Consider the following 14,836-nt stretch of genomic DNA (forward strand, 5'->3'; position numbering starts at 1 on the left):
GCAGAATTTTTCATCATGACGAACGACTCCGGATCATCATGAGTTGCGCATCTGCAGTGCTCTCCGCGGGCACGCCTGCTTTTGTGCGCATCTCCTGCATTGCGATTGCCCTGCTGTTGGCGGGCTGCGAATCCACGCCCTATCCGGCGCCGGTAACGGAGAGCGCAGTGATGCCCTCCCCTGCAGGCGAACCGGGCGCTTCGGGAGCGACGGGCCCGTCTCGCGGTGTCCATGTCGTTCAGAAAGGGGATACACTCTACAGTATTGCACGAAGCTACGGCATCGATCAGAAGGAACTGGCCGATTGGAACGGCGTCCAGGATCCGGCCACGATTCTCATTGGACAGCAGTTGGTGCTGTCCGCCCCCTTCTCCATACCGCAACCTGAACTCTTCGCGCTGCCGCCGACACCATCGGTTGCGGCCGTGGTGACCGTACCCGATGCCGCGCCCGCCTTTGAAGAAAAACCGGGGATCAATACCGACAGGCTCAAGGTTGAACCCAAGGCGTTGAAGCTGCCCTATTCCGAGCAGGCCATGGCGCAGATACAGGGCGTGGCGCCCGTTCCTGCCATCGGCTTGCCTCGAGAAGCGCCCATGGCAGAAAAAGGCGTGCTCCAGCCTGGTTCGACGGCAACCGCGCCATCCGGAGCGCCGGAGACCGCCGTCGGTGGGCGGGATCACGTAGACTGGGGCTGGCCGACAGCCGGCAGGGTCATCGAAAAGTTCTCGGAGGGCACCAAGGGGATCGATATTGCCGGCAATGCCGGACAATCCGTGACGGCTTCTGCCGCAGGCAAAGTGGTATACAGCGGGGCAGGGCTGCGCGGCTATGGCAAGCTCATCATCGTCAAGCACAACAATACATACCTCAGCGCCTATGCGCATAACGACAAGATTCTGGTGAAGGAGGGGCAGAGCGTGGCGAAAGGACAGAAGATCGCCGAGATGGGAAGGACCGATGCCAGCACGGTAAAGCTCCATTTCGAAATTCGCAAGAATGGAAAACCGGTGGATCCGCTGCAATACCTGCCGGAGGCTCCTGGATGAAAGGAAAGGATGACACCGAGGAGTACGGAGTGTCCGATCCGACCCTGATCGAACCGGGCGGCACGGCACCCGATACTGCGGCGGAAACGATGGTCGCGGACGGCAGCAGGGGAGCGGGCGACATGCCCTCGATCGATGCGACCCAGATCTACTTCAACGAAATCGGCCACAGTGCGCTGTTGAATGCGGAGGAGGAAGCGATACTGACCCGCAAGGTGAAGCAGAACGACGCCGAGGCGCGGAAACGAATGATCGAGTGCAATTTGCGCCTGGTGGTGAATATCGCGAAGCACTACACCCATCATGGCGTCGCTCTTCTGGACCTGATCGAAGAAGGCAACATGGGCATGATGCACGCGCTCGACAAATTCGATCCGGAGCGCGGATTCCGTTTTTCGACCTATGCCACGTGGTGGATACGCCAGAGCATCGAGCGCTGCATCATGAATCAATCCCGTACGATCCGCCTGCCCGTGCACGTCATCAAGGACCTGAATACCGTCCTGCAGGCGTCCCGCCATCTGGAAGCGCACACGGGCAAGGAACCCAGGCCGGAGGACATCGCGTACCTGGTGGGACGCCCGGTCAAGGAAGTGCAGCGCATGCTGTTCCTGAACCTCGGCATGATGTCCCTGGATGCTCCGCTCGATGTCGATCCGCTACTGTGCATGGGCGACATCATGGCCGACGAGAATACGCCGGGCCCCGATCTCATGCTGGAGCAGCATGAACTCAGAAGCCGGCTGCAGGAATGGCTGGGTCGGTTGAACGAGAAGCAGCGCTACATCATCGAACGGCGCTACGGTCTCAATGGCGGCGAAATCCACACCCTGGAGCAGCTGGCGGGCCATCTGCACCTTACCCGCGAGCGCGTGCGGCAGATTCAGCTGGAGGCGCTCGAGGCCCTGCGCACCGTATTGAGCGGCGAGGGTGTTTCCAGGGACGGCGTATTCTAGGGCCTGCCATCGTCCGGGGAGCACCGGATGGGCGCGGGGCCGGCGTGTGGCCTTTATTCATGTTTGAAGTATAATCGTCGCTGGATGATGGTTGTTTGCGCCATGCGACCCGGTCTCCACGGTCGGGTCTTCGATCAACCGTGTCGCACACAGTCCCGGTGTACGATACTTCACGCGCTCGAGCCGATTATGAATATGTCACAACCCGAGTTTGCCGCACCCCACCCCGACATCTGCACCGAAGAGGAAATTTCGTGGCTGGTGCATGCCTTTTACGCAAAAGCCAGAAAGGACCCGAAGCTGGGGCCGATTTTCGAGGGACACGTGAGCGACTGGGATGCGCACTTCGTGCAGATGATCAATTTCTGGTCGATGAAGCTGCGCGGCACCAGCCGTTTTCGGGGCGCTCCCATGCCCAAGCACGTTGCGCTTCCTGGCCTCACGGCGGAACTCTTTGGACGCTGGCTGCATCTCTTTCGTGAAACCACGGGCGAGATGGAGAATCCCGTCCTGAAGTTCAATGCCGATACCCTGGCGCTGCACATCGGCGACAGGCTATGGCTGCGATATCAGATGGAGCGCTACCCGGACAGGGAACTGGTGGGGTTGATCGAGTAGCTGCCCGGGTAGCCCCCACGGGAGCCATCGGCAGTGGTTCCCCGGGTCTATCGTCCCATACGTCAGTTCTTTCCGGCAGATCCCTGCCCGTCGCCCGCCGGGCCGGGTTCCATGTAGATGAGTTCCCACAGATGGCCATCAAGATCCTCGAAGCCATGCTGGTACATGAAGCCATAGTCTCCGGGTTCCGTGGGCGTGGTTCCGCCGGCGGCCAGGGCCTTGCGTACCAGGGCATCGACCGCGTTGCGGCTCTCGCACGACAGACATACCAGCACCTCGGTGCTTTTCGTGGCATCGCAGACTGCCTTGGGCGTAAACGTCGCGAACTTTTCCCGGGTGAGGAACATGACAAAGATGTTTTCGTCCACGATCATGCAGGTAGCGGTTTCATCGGTGAACTCAGGATTGAACCTGAAGCCGAGCTTGGTAAAGAAAGCGACCGACCGGGAAAGGCTCCTGACCGGAAGGTTCACGAAAATCTGGGTTGCCATGCCTGCCCTTTCGATTTATTCAAATCCTTCATTATACGGTGAGTTGGCTGCAGAATAGCTCATTCACCCCCGAGATTCACACCTTCCAGTTCCAGCCCCTCGACTCTCTGAAGAGAGGGCCCTGCCCGCGATAGCGCGGGTCCCCATAAGCCCATCGCAGCACCGTCACCCGCCTGGTCCGCTCCCCATGCTTCGGCCCCGTGCCTCATGACCTGGCATGCGTTTCCCTCGGCGCGCCGGACGAGTGCCGGCAGCAACCCGCAATACCCATCCCATCGGGAAACCGCGCCGCCCGGCCAAGTTCCAATCTCCGGCCCGGGTTGCGAGGATACCCGTGATTTCGGATATACTTGACCAACGCCACGTGCGGCCCATATGAAAATGAAAAAGCAAGCGCAGCAACGGATATTCTTCGAGAGATCACATAGGAGAGAAAACGATGAGCGATCAAAAGACCGGAAGCATCACGCATGTCCTGCCGCCCCTGCCCTACGCGGATGATGCCCTGGATCCCGTCATTTCGGCCCATACACTGAGTTTTCACTATGGCAAGCACCACAAGGCCTACGTGGACAATCTGAACAAACTGGTGGCGGGTACCGAACTTGCCGACCGTTCCCTGGAGGAAATCATCGCCGCGACCGCTGGTCAGGCGGACAAGGCGGGCGTGTTCAACAACGCCGCGCAAATCTGGAACCATACATTCTACTGGAACAGCCTGAAACCGGGGGGGGGCGGGCAACCGCCGGCTGCGCTCAGGGAGCGCATCGAGGCCTCCTTCGGCAGCGTGGATGCGTGCAAGCAGGAACTGGCGGCGGCGGCCACCACCCAGTTCGGCAGCGGCTGGGCGTGGCTGGTGCGGGATGGCGATACGCTCAAGGTGGTCAAGACCGGCAACGCGGACGTGCCGCTGACCAAGGGATTGACGCCGCTGCTGACCCTGGACGTATGGGAGCACGCTTACTACCTCGACTATCAGAACCGCCGCGCGGACTACGTCAACGCCGTGCTCGACAAGCTGATCAACTGGGGTTTCGCAGCGGACAACCATGCATGACATGTTCGGCGTGCTTCCGTGAACGGTCGCATCCCCACGCCAGCCGAACAGCTGCCGGTCATCAGGCGCGGATGCGATGAGCTTCTGATCGAGACGGAACTTGAACAGAAGCTCGCGCTGGCGCGTCCCCTCCGAGTCAAAGCAGGATTCGACCCGACCGCCCCCGACCTGCATCTCGGCCACACCGTCCTGCTCAACAAGATGCGTCATTTCCAGGATCTGGGGCACCACGCCCTGTTCCTGATCGGTGACTTTACCGGCATGATCGGCGATCCCAGCGGCAAGAACGTCACCCGCCCCGCGCTCAGCCGGGATCAGGTGGCTGAAAATGCGCAGTCCTATGCGAACCAGGTATTTCGCATCCTCCGGCCCGAACGGACCGAGGTGGTGTTCAACTCCCGCTGGATGGATACGTTCGCTGCCGCGGATCTCATCCGGCTGGCGGCCACGCATACCGTTGCGCGCATGCTGGAGCGGGATGATTTCGGCAAGCGCTACGCGGCCGGGAAGCCCATCGCAATCCATGAATTCCTGTATCCGCTCGTCCAGGGCTACGACTCCGTGGCGCTCGAGGCGGATGTCGAACTGGGCGGCACCGACCAGAAGTTCAACCTCCTGATGGGCAGGGAGCTGCAAAGGCATTTCGGGCAGCCACCGCAGTGCGTCCTCACCATGCCGTTGCTGGTAGGCACGGATGGCGTCCACAAGATGTCCAAGTCCTCGGGCAACTATATCGGCATCGCCGAGCCACCTGCGGAGATATTCGGCAAGCTGATGTCGATTTCCGATGAATTGATGTGGCACTATATCGACCTGCTGTCCTTCGAGCCGCTCGATATCCTCCACCGCTGGCGCCGCGAAGTGGAGCAGGGACGCAACCCGCGCGACATCAAGGTGCAGTTCGCACAGGAGATCGTGGCGCGCTTCCATAGTCGACAGGACGCGGAACGAGCGCTCGCCGATTTCGAGGCGCGCTTCAGGCGTGGCGCGATACCGGATGACATTTCCGAGAAAGTGTTGCATACTGATGGCGAGGGATTGCCCATTGCCCAGGTGCTCAAGCAGGCGGGACTCACGGCCAGCACCACCGAGGCGTTGCGTGCGATCGAGCAGGGGGGCGTGAGGCTGAACGGCGAGAAAGTCGTCGACAAGACGCTCAGGCTGGATTGTGGGGCAGCCGTGGTACTGCAGGTCGGCAAGCGCAGATTCATGCGCATCGCGCTCGTCCGACGTGAAACGGAAGGAATGCCACAAACCCCTTGACCCCCTGTCTGGTATCTGTATAATCCCGCCTTCTGTTGCGACTACTTCATGAATTCGTGGTCGCCGTCGCTCTTTAAAAATTTACAGCCGATAGGTGTGGGCACTTGGCCGGAGCATCCGGAAGTTCCGTTTCTCGAAACGGGATGACGGATACTTGAGAGTCGAAGTGCTCGCACGATGTAAGTGGATTCCGGTCCTGCTTCTGCAGACACCGGGATCCAGTCGTACGTCAAGCGAGAGTTTTACCAGCATTGAACTGAAGAGTTTGATCCTGGCTCAGATTGAACGCTGGCGGCATGCTTTACACATGCAAGTCGAACGGCAGCACGGGGGCAACCCTGGTGGCGAGTGGCGAACGGGTGAGTAATGCATCGGAACGTATCCTTAAGTGGGGGATAACGCATCGAAAGATGCGCTAATACCGCATAATCTCCGAGGAGAAAAGCAGGGGATCGCAAGACCTTGCGCTTTTGGAGCGGCCGATGTCTGATTAGCTAGTTGGTGGGGTAAAGGCCTACCAAGGCTACGATCAGTAGCTGGTCTGAGAGGACGATCAGCCACACTGGGACTGAGACACGGCCCAGACTCCTACGGGAGGCAGCAGTGGGGAATTTTGGACAATGGGGGCAACCCTGATCCAGCCATGCCGCGTGAGTGAAGAAGGCCTTCGGGTTGTAAAGCTCTTTCAGCCGGAACGAAACGGTTACGGTTAATACCCGTGACTAATGACGGTACCGGAAGAAGAAGCACCGGCTAACTACGTGCCAGCAGCCGCGGTAATACGTAGGGTGCGAGCGTTAATCGGAATTACTGGGCGTAAAGCGTGCGCAGGCGGTTTTGTAAGTCAGATGTGAAAGCCCCGGGCTTAACCTGGGAACTGCGTTTGAAACTACAAGGCTAGAGTGTGGCAGAGGGGGGTGGAATTCCACGTGTAGCAGTGAAATGCGTAGAGATGTGGAGGAACACCGATGGCGAAGGCAGCCCCCTGGGTCAACACTGACGCTCAGGCACGAAAGCGTGGGGAGCAAACAGGATTAGATACCCTGGTAGTCCACGCCCTAAACTATGTCAACTGGTTGTCGGGTCTTAACGGACTTGGTAACGTAGCTAACGCGTGAAGTTGACCGCCTGGGGAGTACGGTCGCAAGATTAAAACTCAAAGGAATTGACGGGGACCCGCACAAGCGGTGGATTATGTGGATTAATTCGATGCAACGCGAAAAACCTTACCTACCCTTGACATGTACCGAAGCCCGCCGAGAAGTGGGCGTGCCCGAAAGGGAGCGGTAACACAGGTGCTGCATGGCTGTCGTCAGCTCGTGTCGTGAGATGTTGGGTTAAGTCCCGCAACGAGCGCAACCCTTGTCATTAATTGCCATCATTCAGTTGGGCACTTTAATGAGACTGCCGGTGACAAACCGGAGGAAGGTGGGGATGACGTCAAGTCCTCATGGCCCTTATGGGTAGGGCTTCACACGTAATACAATGGCGCGTACAGAGGGTTGCCAACCCGCGAGGGGGAGCTAATCTCAGAAAGCGCGTCGTAGTCCGGATCGGAGTCTGCAACTCGACTCCGTGAAGTCGGAATCGCTAGTAATCGCGGATCAGCATGTCGCGGTGAATACGTTCCCGGGTCTTGTACACACCGCCCGTCACACCATGGGAGTGGGTTTCACCAGAAGCAGGTAGTCTAACCGCAAGGAGGGCGCTTGCCACGGTGAGATTCATGACTGGGGTGAAGTCGTAACAAGGTAGCCGTAGGGGAACCTGCGGCTGGATCACCTCCTTTCTAGAGTCGATCCGGATTCAAGTGCCCACAACCTATCGGTTGTTCGATGAAGCAGGGTTGGGGTTCGGCGTGAGGCTGGAGAAGCCGCAGACCCGGGCTCTCGTTCTTGAGCTCTGTGCAGGGTCTGTAGCTCAGTTGGTTAGAGCACACGCTTGATAAGCGTGGGGTCGGTGGTTCAAATCCACCCAGACCCACCAACTCATGGGGGTGTAGCTCAGATGGGAGAGCACCTGCTTTGCAAGCAGGGGGTCATCGGTTCGATCCCGTTCACCTCCACCAGTTCTGCGCGTCGAAGAACGACGTCATCATCCAGAAGCCAGAATTCAGCCAGTCGCTGACTTCTGGTTTTTGACCAGCGGCTGTAGCCGTCGGAGGGTGGAAATTCCAGGGGAAACCCGGGAGGTTCCGGGTTGTCATGCCGCTCCGGTGCTCTTTAACAATTTGGAAGAAGTCAAGCGTTCCGTATCCAGGGAATATGTTGCCCGTGTCTTGGGTTTCATGTTCGAGGATGTGGAACGATAGGGTTGGATTGCATCGACGTGCCGCATGTTTAGTCGTATGCGGTGCGCGCAGACGCCTGTAGCCAGGCTGGTTTGGAGGACATGGAATATCCGGGTCCATCCGGAAGCTTTCCGGTCGTTCCGAGCCCTCAAGGTTATAGGATCAAGCGAATAAGTGCATGTGGTGGATGCCTTGGCGATTACAGGCGATGAAGGACGTGGAAGCCTGCGAAAAGCTTCGGGGAGCTGGCAAACGAGCTTTGATCCGGAGATGTCCGAATGGGGAAACCCGGCCCGCAAGGGTCAACCTTGGCTGAATACATAGGCCAAGCGTGGCGAACCTGGTGAACTGAAACATCTAAGTAGCCAGAGGAAAAGAAATCAACCGAGATTCCCAGAGTAGTGGCGAGCGAAATGGGAGCAGCCTCCAATCTTTAGCATCCGGGTTAGTCGAACCGTCTGGAAAGTCGGGCCATAGCGGGTGATAGCCCCGTAGGCGAAAATCCGGGTGTGGAACTAGGGTTGGGACAAGTAGGGCGGGACACGTGAAATCCTGTCTGAACATGGGGGGACCATCCTCCAAGGCTAAATACTCGTAATCGACCGATAGTGAACCAGTACCGTGAGGGAAAGGCGAAAAGAACCCCGGGAGGGGAGTGAAATAGATCCTGAAACCGCATGCATACAAACAGTGGGAGCGGACTTGTTCCGTGACTGCGTACCTTTTGTATAATGGGTCAGCGACTTACATTCAGTAGCAAGCTTAACCGCATAGGGGAAGCGCAGCGAAAGCGAGTCTTAATAGGGCGCTCAGTTGCTGGGTGTAGACCCGAAACCAGATGATCTACTCATGGCCAGGATGAAGCGGGGGTAACACCTCGTGGAGGTCCGAACCCACTAATGTTGAAAAATTAGGGGATGAGCTGTGGGTAGGGGTGAAAGGCTAAACAAATCTGGAAATAGCTGGTTCTCTCCGAAAACTATTTAGGTAGTGCCTCACGTATCACCTTTGGGGGTAGAGCACTGTTATGGCTAGGGGGCCGTTTAGGTCTACCAAACCATGGCAAACTCCGAATACCGAAGAGTGCGAGCGTGGGAGACAGACATCGGGTGCTAACGTCCGGTGTCGAGAGGGAAACAACCCAGACCCTCAGCTAAGGTCCCCCAGACACAGTTAAGTGGTAAACGAGGTGGGAAGGCTAAGACAGTCAGGAGATTGGCTTAGAAGCAGCCATTCTTTAAAGAAAGCGTAATAGCTCACTGATCGAGTCGTCCTGCGCGGAAGATGTAACGGGGCTCAAACTGTGCACCGAAGCTAGGGATTTGCACGCAAGTGCAGATGGTAGGAGAGCGTTCCGTAGGCCTGCGAAGGTGGCTTGAGAAGGCTGCTGGAGGTATCGGAAGTGCGAATGCTGACATGAGTAGCGATAAAGGGAGTGAAAAGCTCCCTCGCCGTAAGCCCAAGGTTTCCTGCGCAACGTTCATCGGCGCAGGGTGAGTCGGCCCCTAAGGTAAGGCAGAAATGCGTAGCTGATGGGAAACTGGTCAATATTCCAGTACCTTCGTTCAATGCGATGCGGGGACGGAGAAGGTTAGCTCAGCCGGGTGTTGGATGTCCCGGTTCAAGCGTGTAGACGTGCCGCCTAGGCAAATCCGGGCGGCTTAGTTGAGGCGTGATAACGCAACATCCTTCGGGATGCCAAGTGAGTGATACCCTGCTTCCAGGAAAAGCCGCTAAGCTTCAGTTGAATGAGGACCGTACCGCAAACCGACACAGGTGGGCGGGATGAAAATTCCAAGGCGCTTGAGAGAACTCAGGAGAAGGAACTCGGCAAATTGACACCGTAACTTCGGGATAAGGTGTGCCCCTGGTACGTGTAGCGCCTCGCGCGTGAAGCGGAAGGGGGTTGCAAAGAAATGGTGGCTGCGACTGTTTAATAAAAACACAGCACTCTGCAAACACGAAAGTGGACGTATAGAGTGTGACGCCTGCCCGGTGCCGGAAGGTTAAGTGATGGGGTGCAAGCTCTTGATCGAAGCCCCGGTAAACGGCGGCCGTAACTATAACGGTCCTAAGGTAGCGAAATTCCTTGTCGGGTAAGTTCCGACCTGCACGAATGGCGTAACGATGGCCACACTGTCTCCTCCTGAGACTCAGCGAAGTTGAAATGTTTGTGAAGATGCAATCTCCCCGCGGCTAGACGGAAAGACCCCGTGCACCTTTACTGTAGCTTTACATTGGACTTTGACAATGTTTGTGTAGGATAGGTGGGAGGCGTTGAAGTGGACTCGCTAGAGTTCATGGAGCCGACGTTGAAATACCACCCTGATGTTGTTGAGGTTCTAACCTGGGTCCATGATCTGGATCGGGGACCGTGTATGGTAGGCAGTTTGACTGGGGCGGTCTCCTCCCAAAGTGTAACGGAGGAGTACGAAGGTACGCTAGGTACGGTCGGAAATCGTGCTGATAGTGCAATGGCAAAAGCGTGCTTGACTGCGAGACTGACAAGTCGAGCAGATGCGAAAGCAGGTCATAGTGATCCGGTGGTTCTGTATGGAAGGGCCATCGCTCAACGGATAAAAGGTACGCCGGGGATAACAGGCTGATTCCTCCCAAGAGTTCATATCGACGGGGGAGTTTGGCACCTCGATGTCGGCTCATCACATCCTGGGGCTGTAGCCGGTCCCAAGGGTATGGCTGTTCGCCATTTAAAGTGGTACGTGAGCTGGGTTTAAAACGTCGTGAGACAGTTTGGTCCCTATCTGCCGTGGGCGTTGGAAGTTTGAGTGGACCTGCTCCTAGTACGAGAGGACCGGAGTGGACGCACCTCTGGTGTACCGGTTATGACGCCAGTCGTATCGCCGGGTAGCTAAGTGCGGAAGAGATAACCGCTGAAAGCATCTAAGCGGGAAACTCACCTCAAGATGAGACTTCCCGGGGGTTAAACCCCCCTAAAGGTTCGTCGAAGACTACGACGTTGATAGGTCGGGTGTGGAAGCGCAGCAATGCGTTGAGCTAACCGATACTAATTGACCGTGAGGCTTGATCCTATAACCTTGAGCATACCCTGGGGTATCGCTGCGAGGTGTCTGCAGGATGCAATCCACCCGCTTGACTTCTTCAGGAACGCGATACGAATCGCTCCGTATCGTGATCCACGGTTACGCCTGGCGGTCATAGCGCTTTGGTCCCACCCCTTCCCATCCCGAACAGGGTCGTGAAACGAAGTTGCGCCGATGATAGTGTGTTTTCACATGTGAAAGTAGGTCGCTGCCAGGCATTCCATGAAAAAGCCCCGGTTCTTACGAACCGGGGCTTTTTATTTTCCTCTTCAGTCGGTGGCGCAGCGCCCGGCAGCACGGAGTTCAGTGTACCGGCTCCTCCACCGATTGGGGAAACAGGTCGAGGCGGAACGGCTTGATGTAGACCTGGTCCCCCTGCGCCAGTTGCAGCTCGCGAAAGCGCTCCTTGGTGATCTCGACCTCGATCAGATCCTGCGCGTCGCCGTCATCGCGCGTCAGCTCGAGGCGCACGATGGGGCCGACGGAAAGGATGTGGAAGACATGTGCCGCGAGCGCACCGCCGTCATGGATTACCCGGTCGACGTGGATGTCGTGCGGACGCACGTAGGCGACGGCGGGTTGTTCCTCGGCTTCCGAATGATCGGGGGCATCGATTTCGATGCCCCCGATCCGGGCGCGTCCCTGGTGCAGGCGGCCATGGAACAGGTTCACCTTCCCCAGGAATTCGTAGACGAACGGACTGGCCGGCTGCTCGTACACTTCGTCCGGCGTGCCGATCTGCTCAATGCGTCCCTCATTCATGACCACCACCCGGTCGGCCACCTCGAGCGCTTCCTCCTGGTCATGGGTCACGAACACGCTGGTGATGTGAATCTCATCGTGCAGCCTGCGCAGCCAGGCCCGCAGTTCCTTGCGCACCTTGGCGTCGAGCGCGCCGAAGGGTTCGTCCAGCAGCAACACCTTCGGCTCCACAGCGAGCGCCCGCGCCAAGGCGACGCGTTGCCGCTGTCCTCCGGACAGCTGGTGCGGGTGGCGTTCGGCCAGCCAGTCGAGCTGCACCAGCTTCAGCAGATCCTGCACCCGGCGGCGGATGTCGGCATCACTGGGACGCTGCGGCTTCGGGCGTACACGCAGGCCGAATGCAACATTCTCGAAGATCGTCATGTTGCGGAACAGCGCATAGTGCTGGAACACGAATCCCACGCGCCGCTCGCGCACGTGCTGCTGGGTGGCATCCTCTCCCTCGAACAGGACCTGTCCGGAGTCGGCTACCTCCAGCCCCGCGATCACGCGCAGCAGCGTCGTCTTTCCGGAACCCGACGGCCCGAGCAGCGCCAGCAGTTCGCCCGAGCGGACCTCCAGATCGACATTCTTCAGCGCGACGAAGGACCCGAACCGCTTCACCAGATTGCGTACTTCAATGCTCATCTATATTCTCCTGCTGTCTGTTCCGGAATTCGACCAGGGTCTTGAGGGCGAGCGTCACCAGCGCCAGCAGCGCCAGCAGCGACGCCACGGCGAATGCGGCCGCGAAGTTGTATTCATTGTAGAGAATCTCCACATGCAGCGGCAGTGTGTTGGTACTGCCGCGGATGTGCCCCGAAACGACCGACACCGCGCCGAATTCACCCATGGCGCGCGCATTGCAGAGTATGGTGCCATACAGCAGGCCCCACTTGATGTTCGGCAGCGTCACGCGGAAGAAGGTCTGCCAGCCATTGGCGCCCAGCACCACGGCGGCCTCCTCCTCCTCGCTGCCCTGCGCCTGCATCAGCGGAATCAGTTCCCGCGCGATGAAGGGCACCGTCACGAAAATGGTGGCGAGCACGATGCCGGGCACCGCGAAGATGATCTTGATGTCATATTCTGCCAGCCAGGGCCCCAGCCAGCCCTGCAGGCCGAACACGAGCACGTAGATCAGCCCCGAGACCACCGGCGAGACCGAGAACGGCAGGTCGATCAGCGTGATCAGCAGGCTCTTGCCGCGGAACTCGAACTTGGCGATGGCCCAGGCCGCAGCGACCCCGAATACCAGGTTGACCGGCACTGCGATGGCCGCCGCCGTCAGGGTCAACTGGATCGCCGCCACCGCATCCGGCTCCGTGATGGCGGCGAGATAGGCATCCACCCCTTTCTTCAGGGCCTCGTAGAATACCGAGATCAGCGGGACGAACAGGAACAGCGTGAGGAACGTGAGCGCCGTTCCGATCAGTGTCTTGCGCACCCACGCGGGTTCACTGGTGATTTCCCGGCGATGGCCGAGGTCGGTCGCGGGCGCAGGCGTCGGAAGTGCAGCGGTCGTCATGGACTGGGGGGTCATCTCACTACTTCCATATTATATGGCGCTGGTTCGCCGACGGCTCCACCATTGCAGTACATTGATGATCAGCAGCATCAGGAACGAAATGACCAGCATGACCACCGCCAGCGCCGTGGCACCGGCGTAGTCGTATTGTTCGAGTTTGGTGATGATGAGCAGGGGGGTGATCTCCGAAATCATGGGCATGTTGCCGGCGATGAAAATCACCGAGCCATACTCGCCGATCGCACGTGCGAACGCAAGCGCGAAGCCGGTCATGAGCGCCGGCAGCAGCACGGGGAGGATGACCCGGGAGAACGTCTGCAGCCGATTCGCCCCCAGCGTCGCCGCCGCTTCTTCCAGTTCCGGTTCGAGATCCTCCAGCACCGGCTGCACCGTGCGCACCACGAACGGCAGGCCGATGAAGGTGAGCGCGATGAAGACGCCGATCGGCGTGAAGGCGATCTTGACGCCGATCGGCTCGAAGAACTGGCCGATCCAGCCGTTGCCGGCGTAAAGCGCGGTCAGCGCGATACCGGCGACCGCCGTGGGCAGCGCGAACGGCAGGTCGACCAAGGCATCCACCAGCTTCTTGCCGGGGAAACGGTAGCGCACCAGCACCCATGCCACCAGCAGACCGAATATGGCGTTGACCACCGCCGCCGCAAACGACGCGCCGAAGGTGAGACGGTAGGATGCCAGGACGCGGGGGGTCGTGACCGCGTCCCAGAATTCCGGCCATGTCAGCGCGGAGGTGCGGATGAACGCCGCGGACAGCGGGATCAGCACGATGAGGCTCAGGTAGAGCAGCGTGAATCCGAGCGCCAGATTGAATCCCGGCAAGACGCTATGTTGTCTGAGGGCGCGCAAGTGAAGACTCCTGTGATTGTGTCATGGGTGATGTCCCGGGAGCGGGCGCGGCTGCATCGACATGGCTCAGGCTGTCGCCGGAGGATGCGGCAGGCGTATGGAAAGGCGTCTCTGCAGGACAAAGATACCAGGATCCGCTGCTTCGAAGACACGTGAAACCGGTCCTCCCAGAAGGCGTCCCTGCAGCAGGCCGGCACCGACCTGGAATGCGGCCGCCATCTGTTGCCGGGTCTCGATACCGTGCACCAGCAGGACAGCGCCGAAGCGGTGCACGTCCTCGCGCAATGGGGCCGAATCGGAATGGTGCAGCAGGCTGGAAGCCTCCAACCGCAGGACATCGGGATAGAGGTCCCGCAGCTGCGGCATCCAGCCTGCCGCGCCGCTGTGATTGGCCGCGATCCGGTAGCCATGCGAGCGGTAATTGCCGACCACTCGCTTGAACAACCGCCAGTCGCGGTTCACTTCTACCGGAATCTCGATGACCACGCGCGAAGGCGTTATGCCGATCAGATTCAGTATTTCCGAGAATGCGCGGCCATGGTCGTCCTTGACACTTTCCAACAGGCGCGGCTGCACGTTCACGGAAAGCCAGCCCAGCCCATTTGCGACGTTGAAGTAATTGAATGCATGCAGGGTACGGCACAGGCGATCCAGTTTGACCAGCAACCGGTCTTCCGTTGCCAGCGCGAAAATGTCCCTCGGCAGCGTCATGCGCTGGTGGCCGGGTCCGCAACGAACGTAGGCGGCATGACCCGCGACCTGGCGGGTGCGGGCATCGATGACCGGCTGGAACGCGCTCGACAGCCGCCGATCGGAAAAATGAGCGGTTATCCAGCCATCCTCCGACCGCCGCAGCGGAGAGTCGGTGGTTGCCTGGATTTGCACCAGTTCGTCAGGCGGGCTGCTCATGCTCGTTTTTC

General features: G+C 58.9%; 10 protein-coding genes, 2 tRNA genes and 3 rRNA genes. 10 read left to right on the forward strand and 5 right to left on the reverse strand.

The genetic code is table 11. The features are described from left to right. The first annotated feature begins 38 nt into the window (after positions 1 to 38). From BT108_RS00610 to BT108_RS00620, 3 genes are all read left to right on the forward strand, one after another. Positions 39 to 1,049, forward strand: coding sequence for a peptidoglycan DD-metalloendopeptidase family protein (locus tag BT108_RS00610; RefSeq protein ID WP_072292613.1), 1,011 nt, complete (start codon positions 39 to 41; stop codon positions 1,047 to 1,049). Continuing rightward, positions 1,046 to 2,005, forward strand: a complete 960-nt coding sequence (rpoS, locus tag BT108_RS00615) for an RNA polymerase sigma factor RpoS (RefSeq protein ID WP_072292614.1) — start codon at positions 1,046 to 1,048, stop codon at positions 2,003 to 2,005. Before BT108_RS00610 ends, rpoS begins: the two co-directional genes overlap by 4 nt. Before the next feature lie 189 nt (positions 2,006 to 2,194). Next, positions 2,195 to 2,623, forward strand: a complete 429-nt coding sequence (locus BT108_RS00620; protein ID WP_083566070.1) for a group III truncated hemoglobin — start codon at positions 2,195 to 2,197, stop codon at positions 2,621 to 2,623. A gap of 62 nt (positions 2,624 to 2,685) precedes the next feature. Here the strand turns inward: BT108_RS00620 and BT108_RS00625 are convergent, their stop codons facing one another. Beyond that, the gene (locus BT108_RS00625) at positions 2,686 to 3,114 is read right to left on the reverse strand and encodes a VOC family protein (RefSeq protein WP_072292616.1); all 429 of its coding nucleotides are present in this window, start codon (positions 3,112 to 3,114) and stop codon (positions 2,686 to 2,688) included. Positions 3,115 to 3,553: 439 nt separating this feature from the next. On the opposite strand from BT108_RS00625, the gene BT108_RS00630 reads away from it, so the two are divergent. The 7 genes from BT108_RS00630 to rrf all read left to right on the forward strand — a co-directional run bounded on the left by BT108_RS00630 (position 3,554) and on the right by rrf (position 11,003). Beyond that, entirely contained in the window at positions 3,554 to 4,171 is a 618-nt protein-coding gene (locus BT108_RS00630) for a superoxide dismutase (protein ID WP_072292617.1), read from the forward strand. 18 nt (positions 4,172 to 4,189) lie between these two features. Beyond that, complete coding sequence (gene tyrS, locus BT108_RS00635) at positions 4,190 to 5,434, forward strand: tyrosine--tRNA ligase (protein ID WP_072292618.1); 1,245 nt, start codon at positions 4,190 to 4,192, stop codon at positions 5,432 to 5,434. 253 nt (positions 5,435 to 5,687) lie between these two features. Beyond that, a 16S ribosomal RNA gene (locus tag BT108_RS00640) occupies positions 5,688 to 7,223 on the forward strand. A gap of 120 nt (positions 7,224 to 7,343) precedes the next feature. Beyond that, positions 7,344 to 7,420 (forward strand) — tRNA-Ile (locus BT108_RS00645). A 6-nt stretch (positions 7,421 to 7,426) separates the two neighbouring features. Next, positions 7,427 to 7,502, forward strand: a tRNA-Ala gene (locus tag BT108_RS00650). Between the two features lie 382 nt (positions 7,503 to 7,884). Beyond that, positions 7,885 to 10,774, forward strand: a 23S ribosomal RNA gene (locus BT108_RS00655). 116 nt (positions 10,775 to 10,890) lie between these two features. Beyond that, a 5S ribosomal RNA gene (gene rrf, locus BT108_RS00660) occupies positions 10,891 to 11,003 on the forward strand. Together the 16S, 23S and 5S rRNA genes with 2 tRNA genes alongside form the textbook arrangement of a ribosomal RNA operon. 86 nt (positions 11,004 to 11,089) lie before the next feature. Here rrf and BT108_RS00665 read toward each other — a convergent pair. The 4 genes from BT108_RS00665 to BT108_RS00680 form a co-directional block, all read right to left on the reverse strand. After that, the gene (locus BT108_RS00665; protein ID WP_072292619.1) at positions 11,090 to 12,175 is read right to left on the reverse strand and encodes a sulfate/molybdate ABC transporter ATP-binding protein; all 1,086 of its coding nucleotides are present in this window, start codon (positions 12,173 to 12,175) and stop codon (positions 11,090 to 11,092) included. Beyond that, positions 12,165 to 13,052, reverse strand: coding sequence for a sulfate ABC transporter permease subunit CysW (gene cysW / locus BT108_RS00670; RefSeq protein WP_072292802.1), 888 nt, complete (start codon positions 13,050 to 13,052; stop codon positions 12,165 to 12,167). The genes BT108_RS00665 and cysW overlap by 11 nt, the downstream gene beginning before the upstream one ends. A 30-nt stretch (positions 13,053 to 13,082) precedes the next feature. Beyond that, positions 13,083 to 13,916, reverse strand: coding sequence for a sulfate ABC transporter permease subunit CysT (gene cysT / locus BT108_RS00675; RefSeq protein WP_072292620.1), 834 nt, complete (start codon positions 13,914 to 13,916; stop codon positions 13,083 to 13,085). 66 nt (positions 13,917 to 13,982) lie between these two features. Next, complete coding sequence (locus BT108_RS00680) at positions 13,983 to 14,825, reverse strand: EAL domain-containing protein (RefSeq protein WP_072292621.1); 843 nt, start codon at positions 14,823 to 14,825, stop codon at positions 13,983 to 13,985. Between the last annotated feature and the right edge of the window lie 11 nt (positions 14,826 to 14,836).

Origin of the sequence: Nitrosovibrio sp. Nv17 (assembly GCF_900119085.1) — a bacterium.
In the GTDB taxonomy this organism is placed as follows: domain Bacteria; phylum Pseudomonadota; class Gammaproteobacteria; order Burkholderiales; family Nitrosomonadaceae; genus Nitrosospira.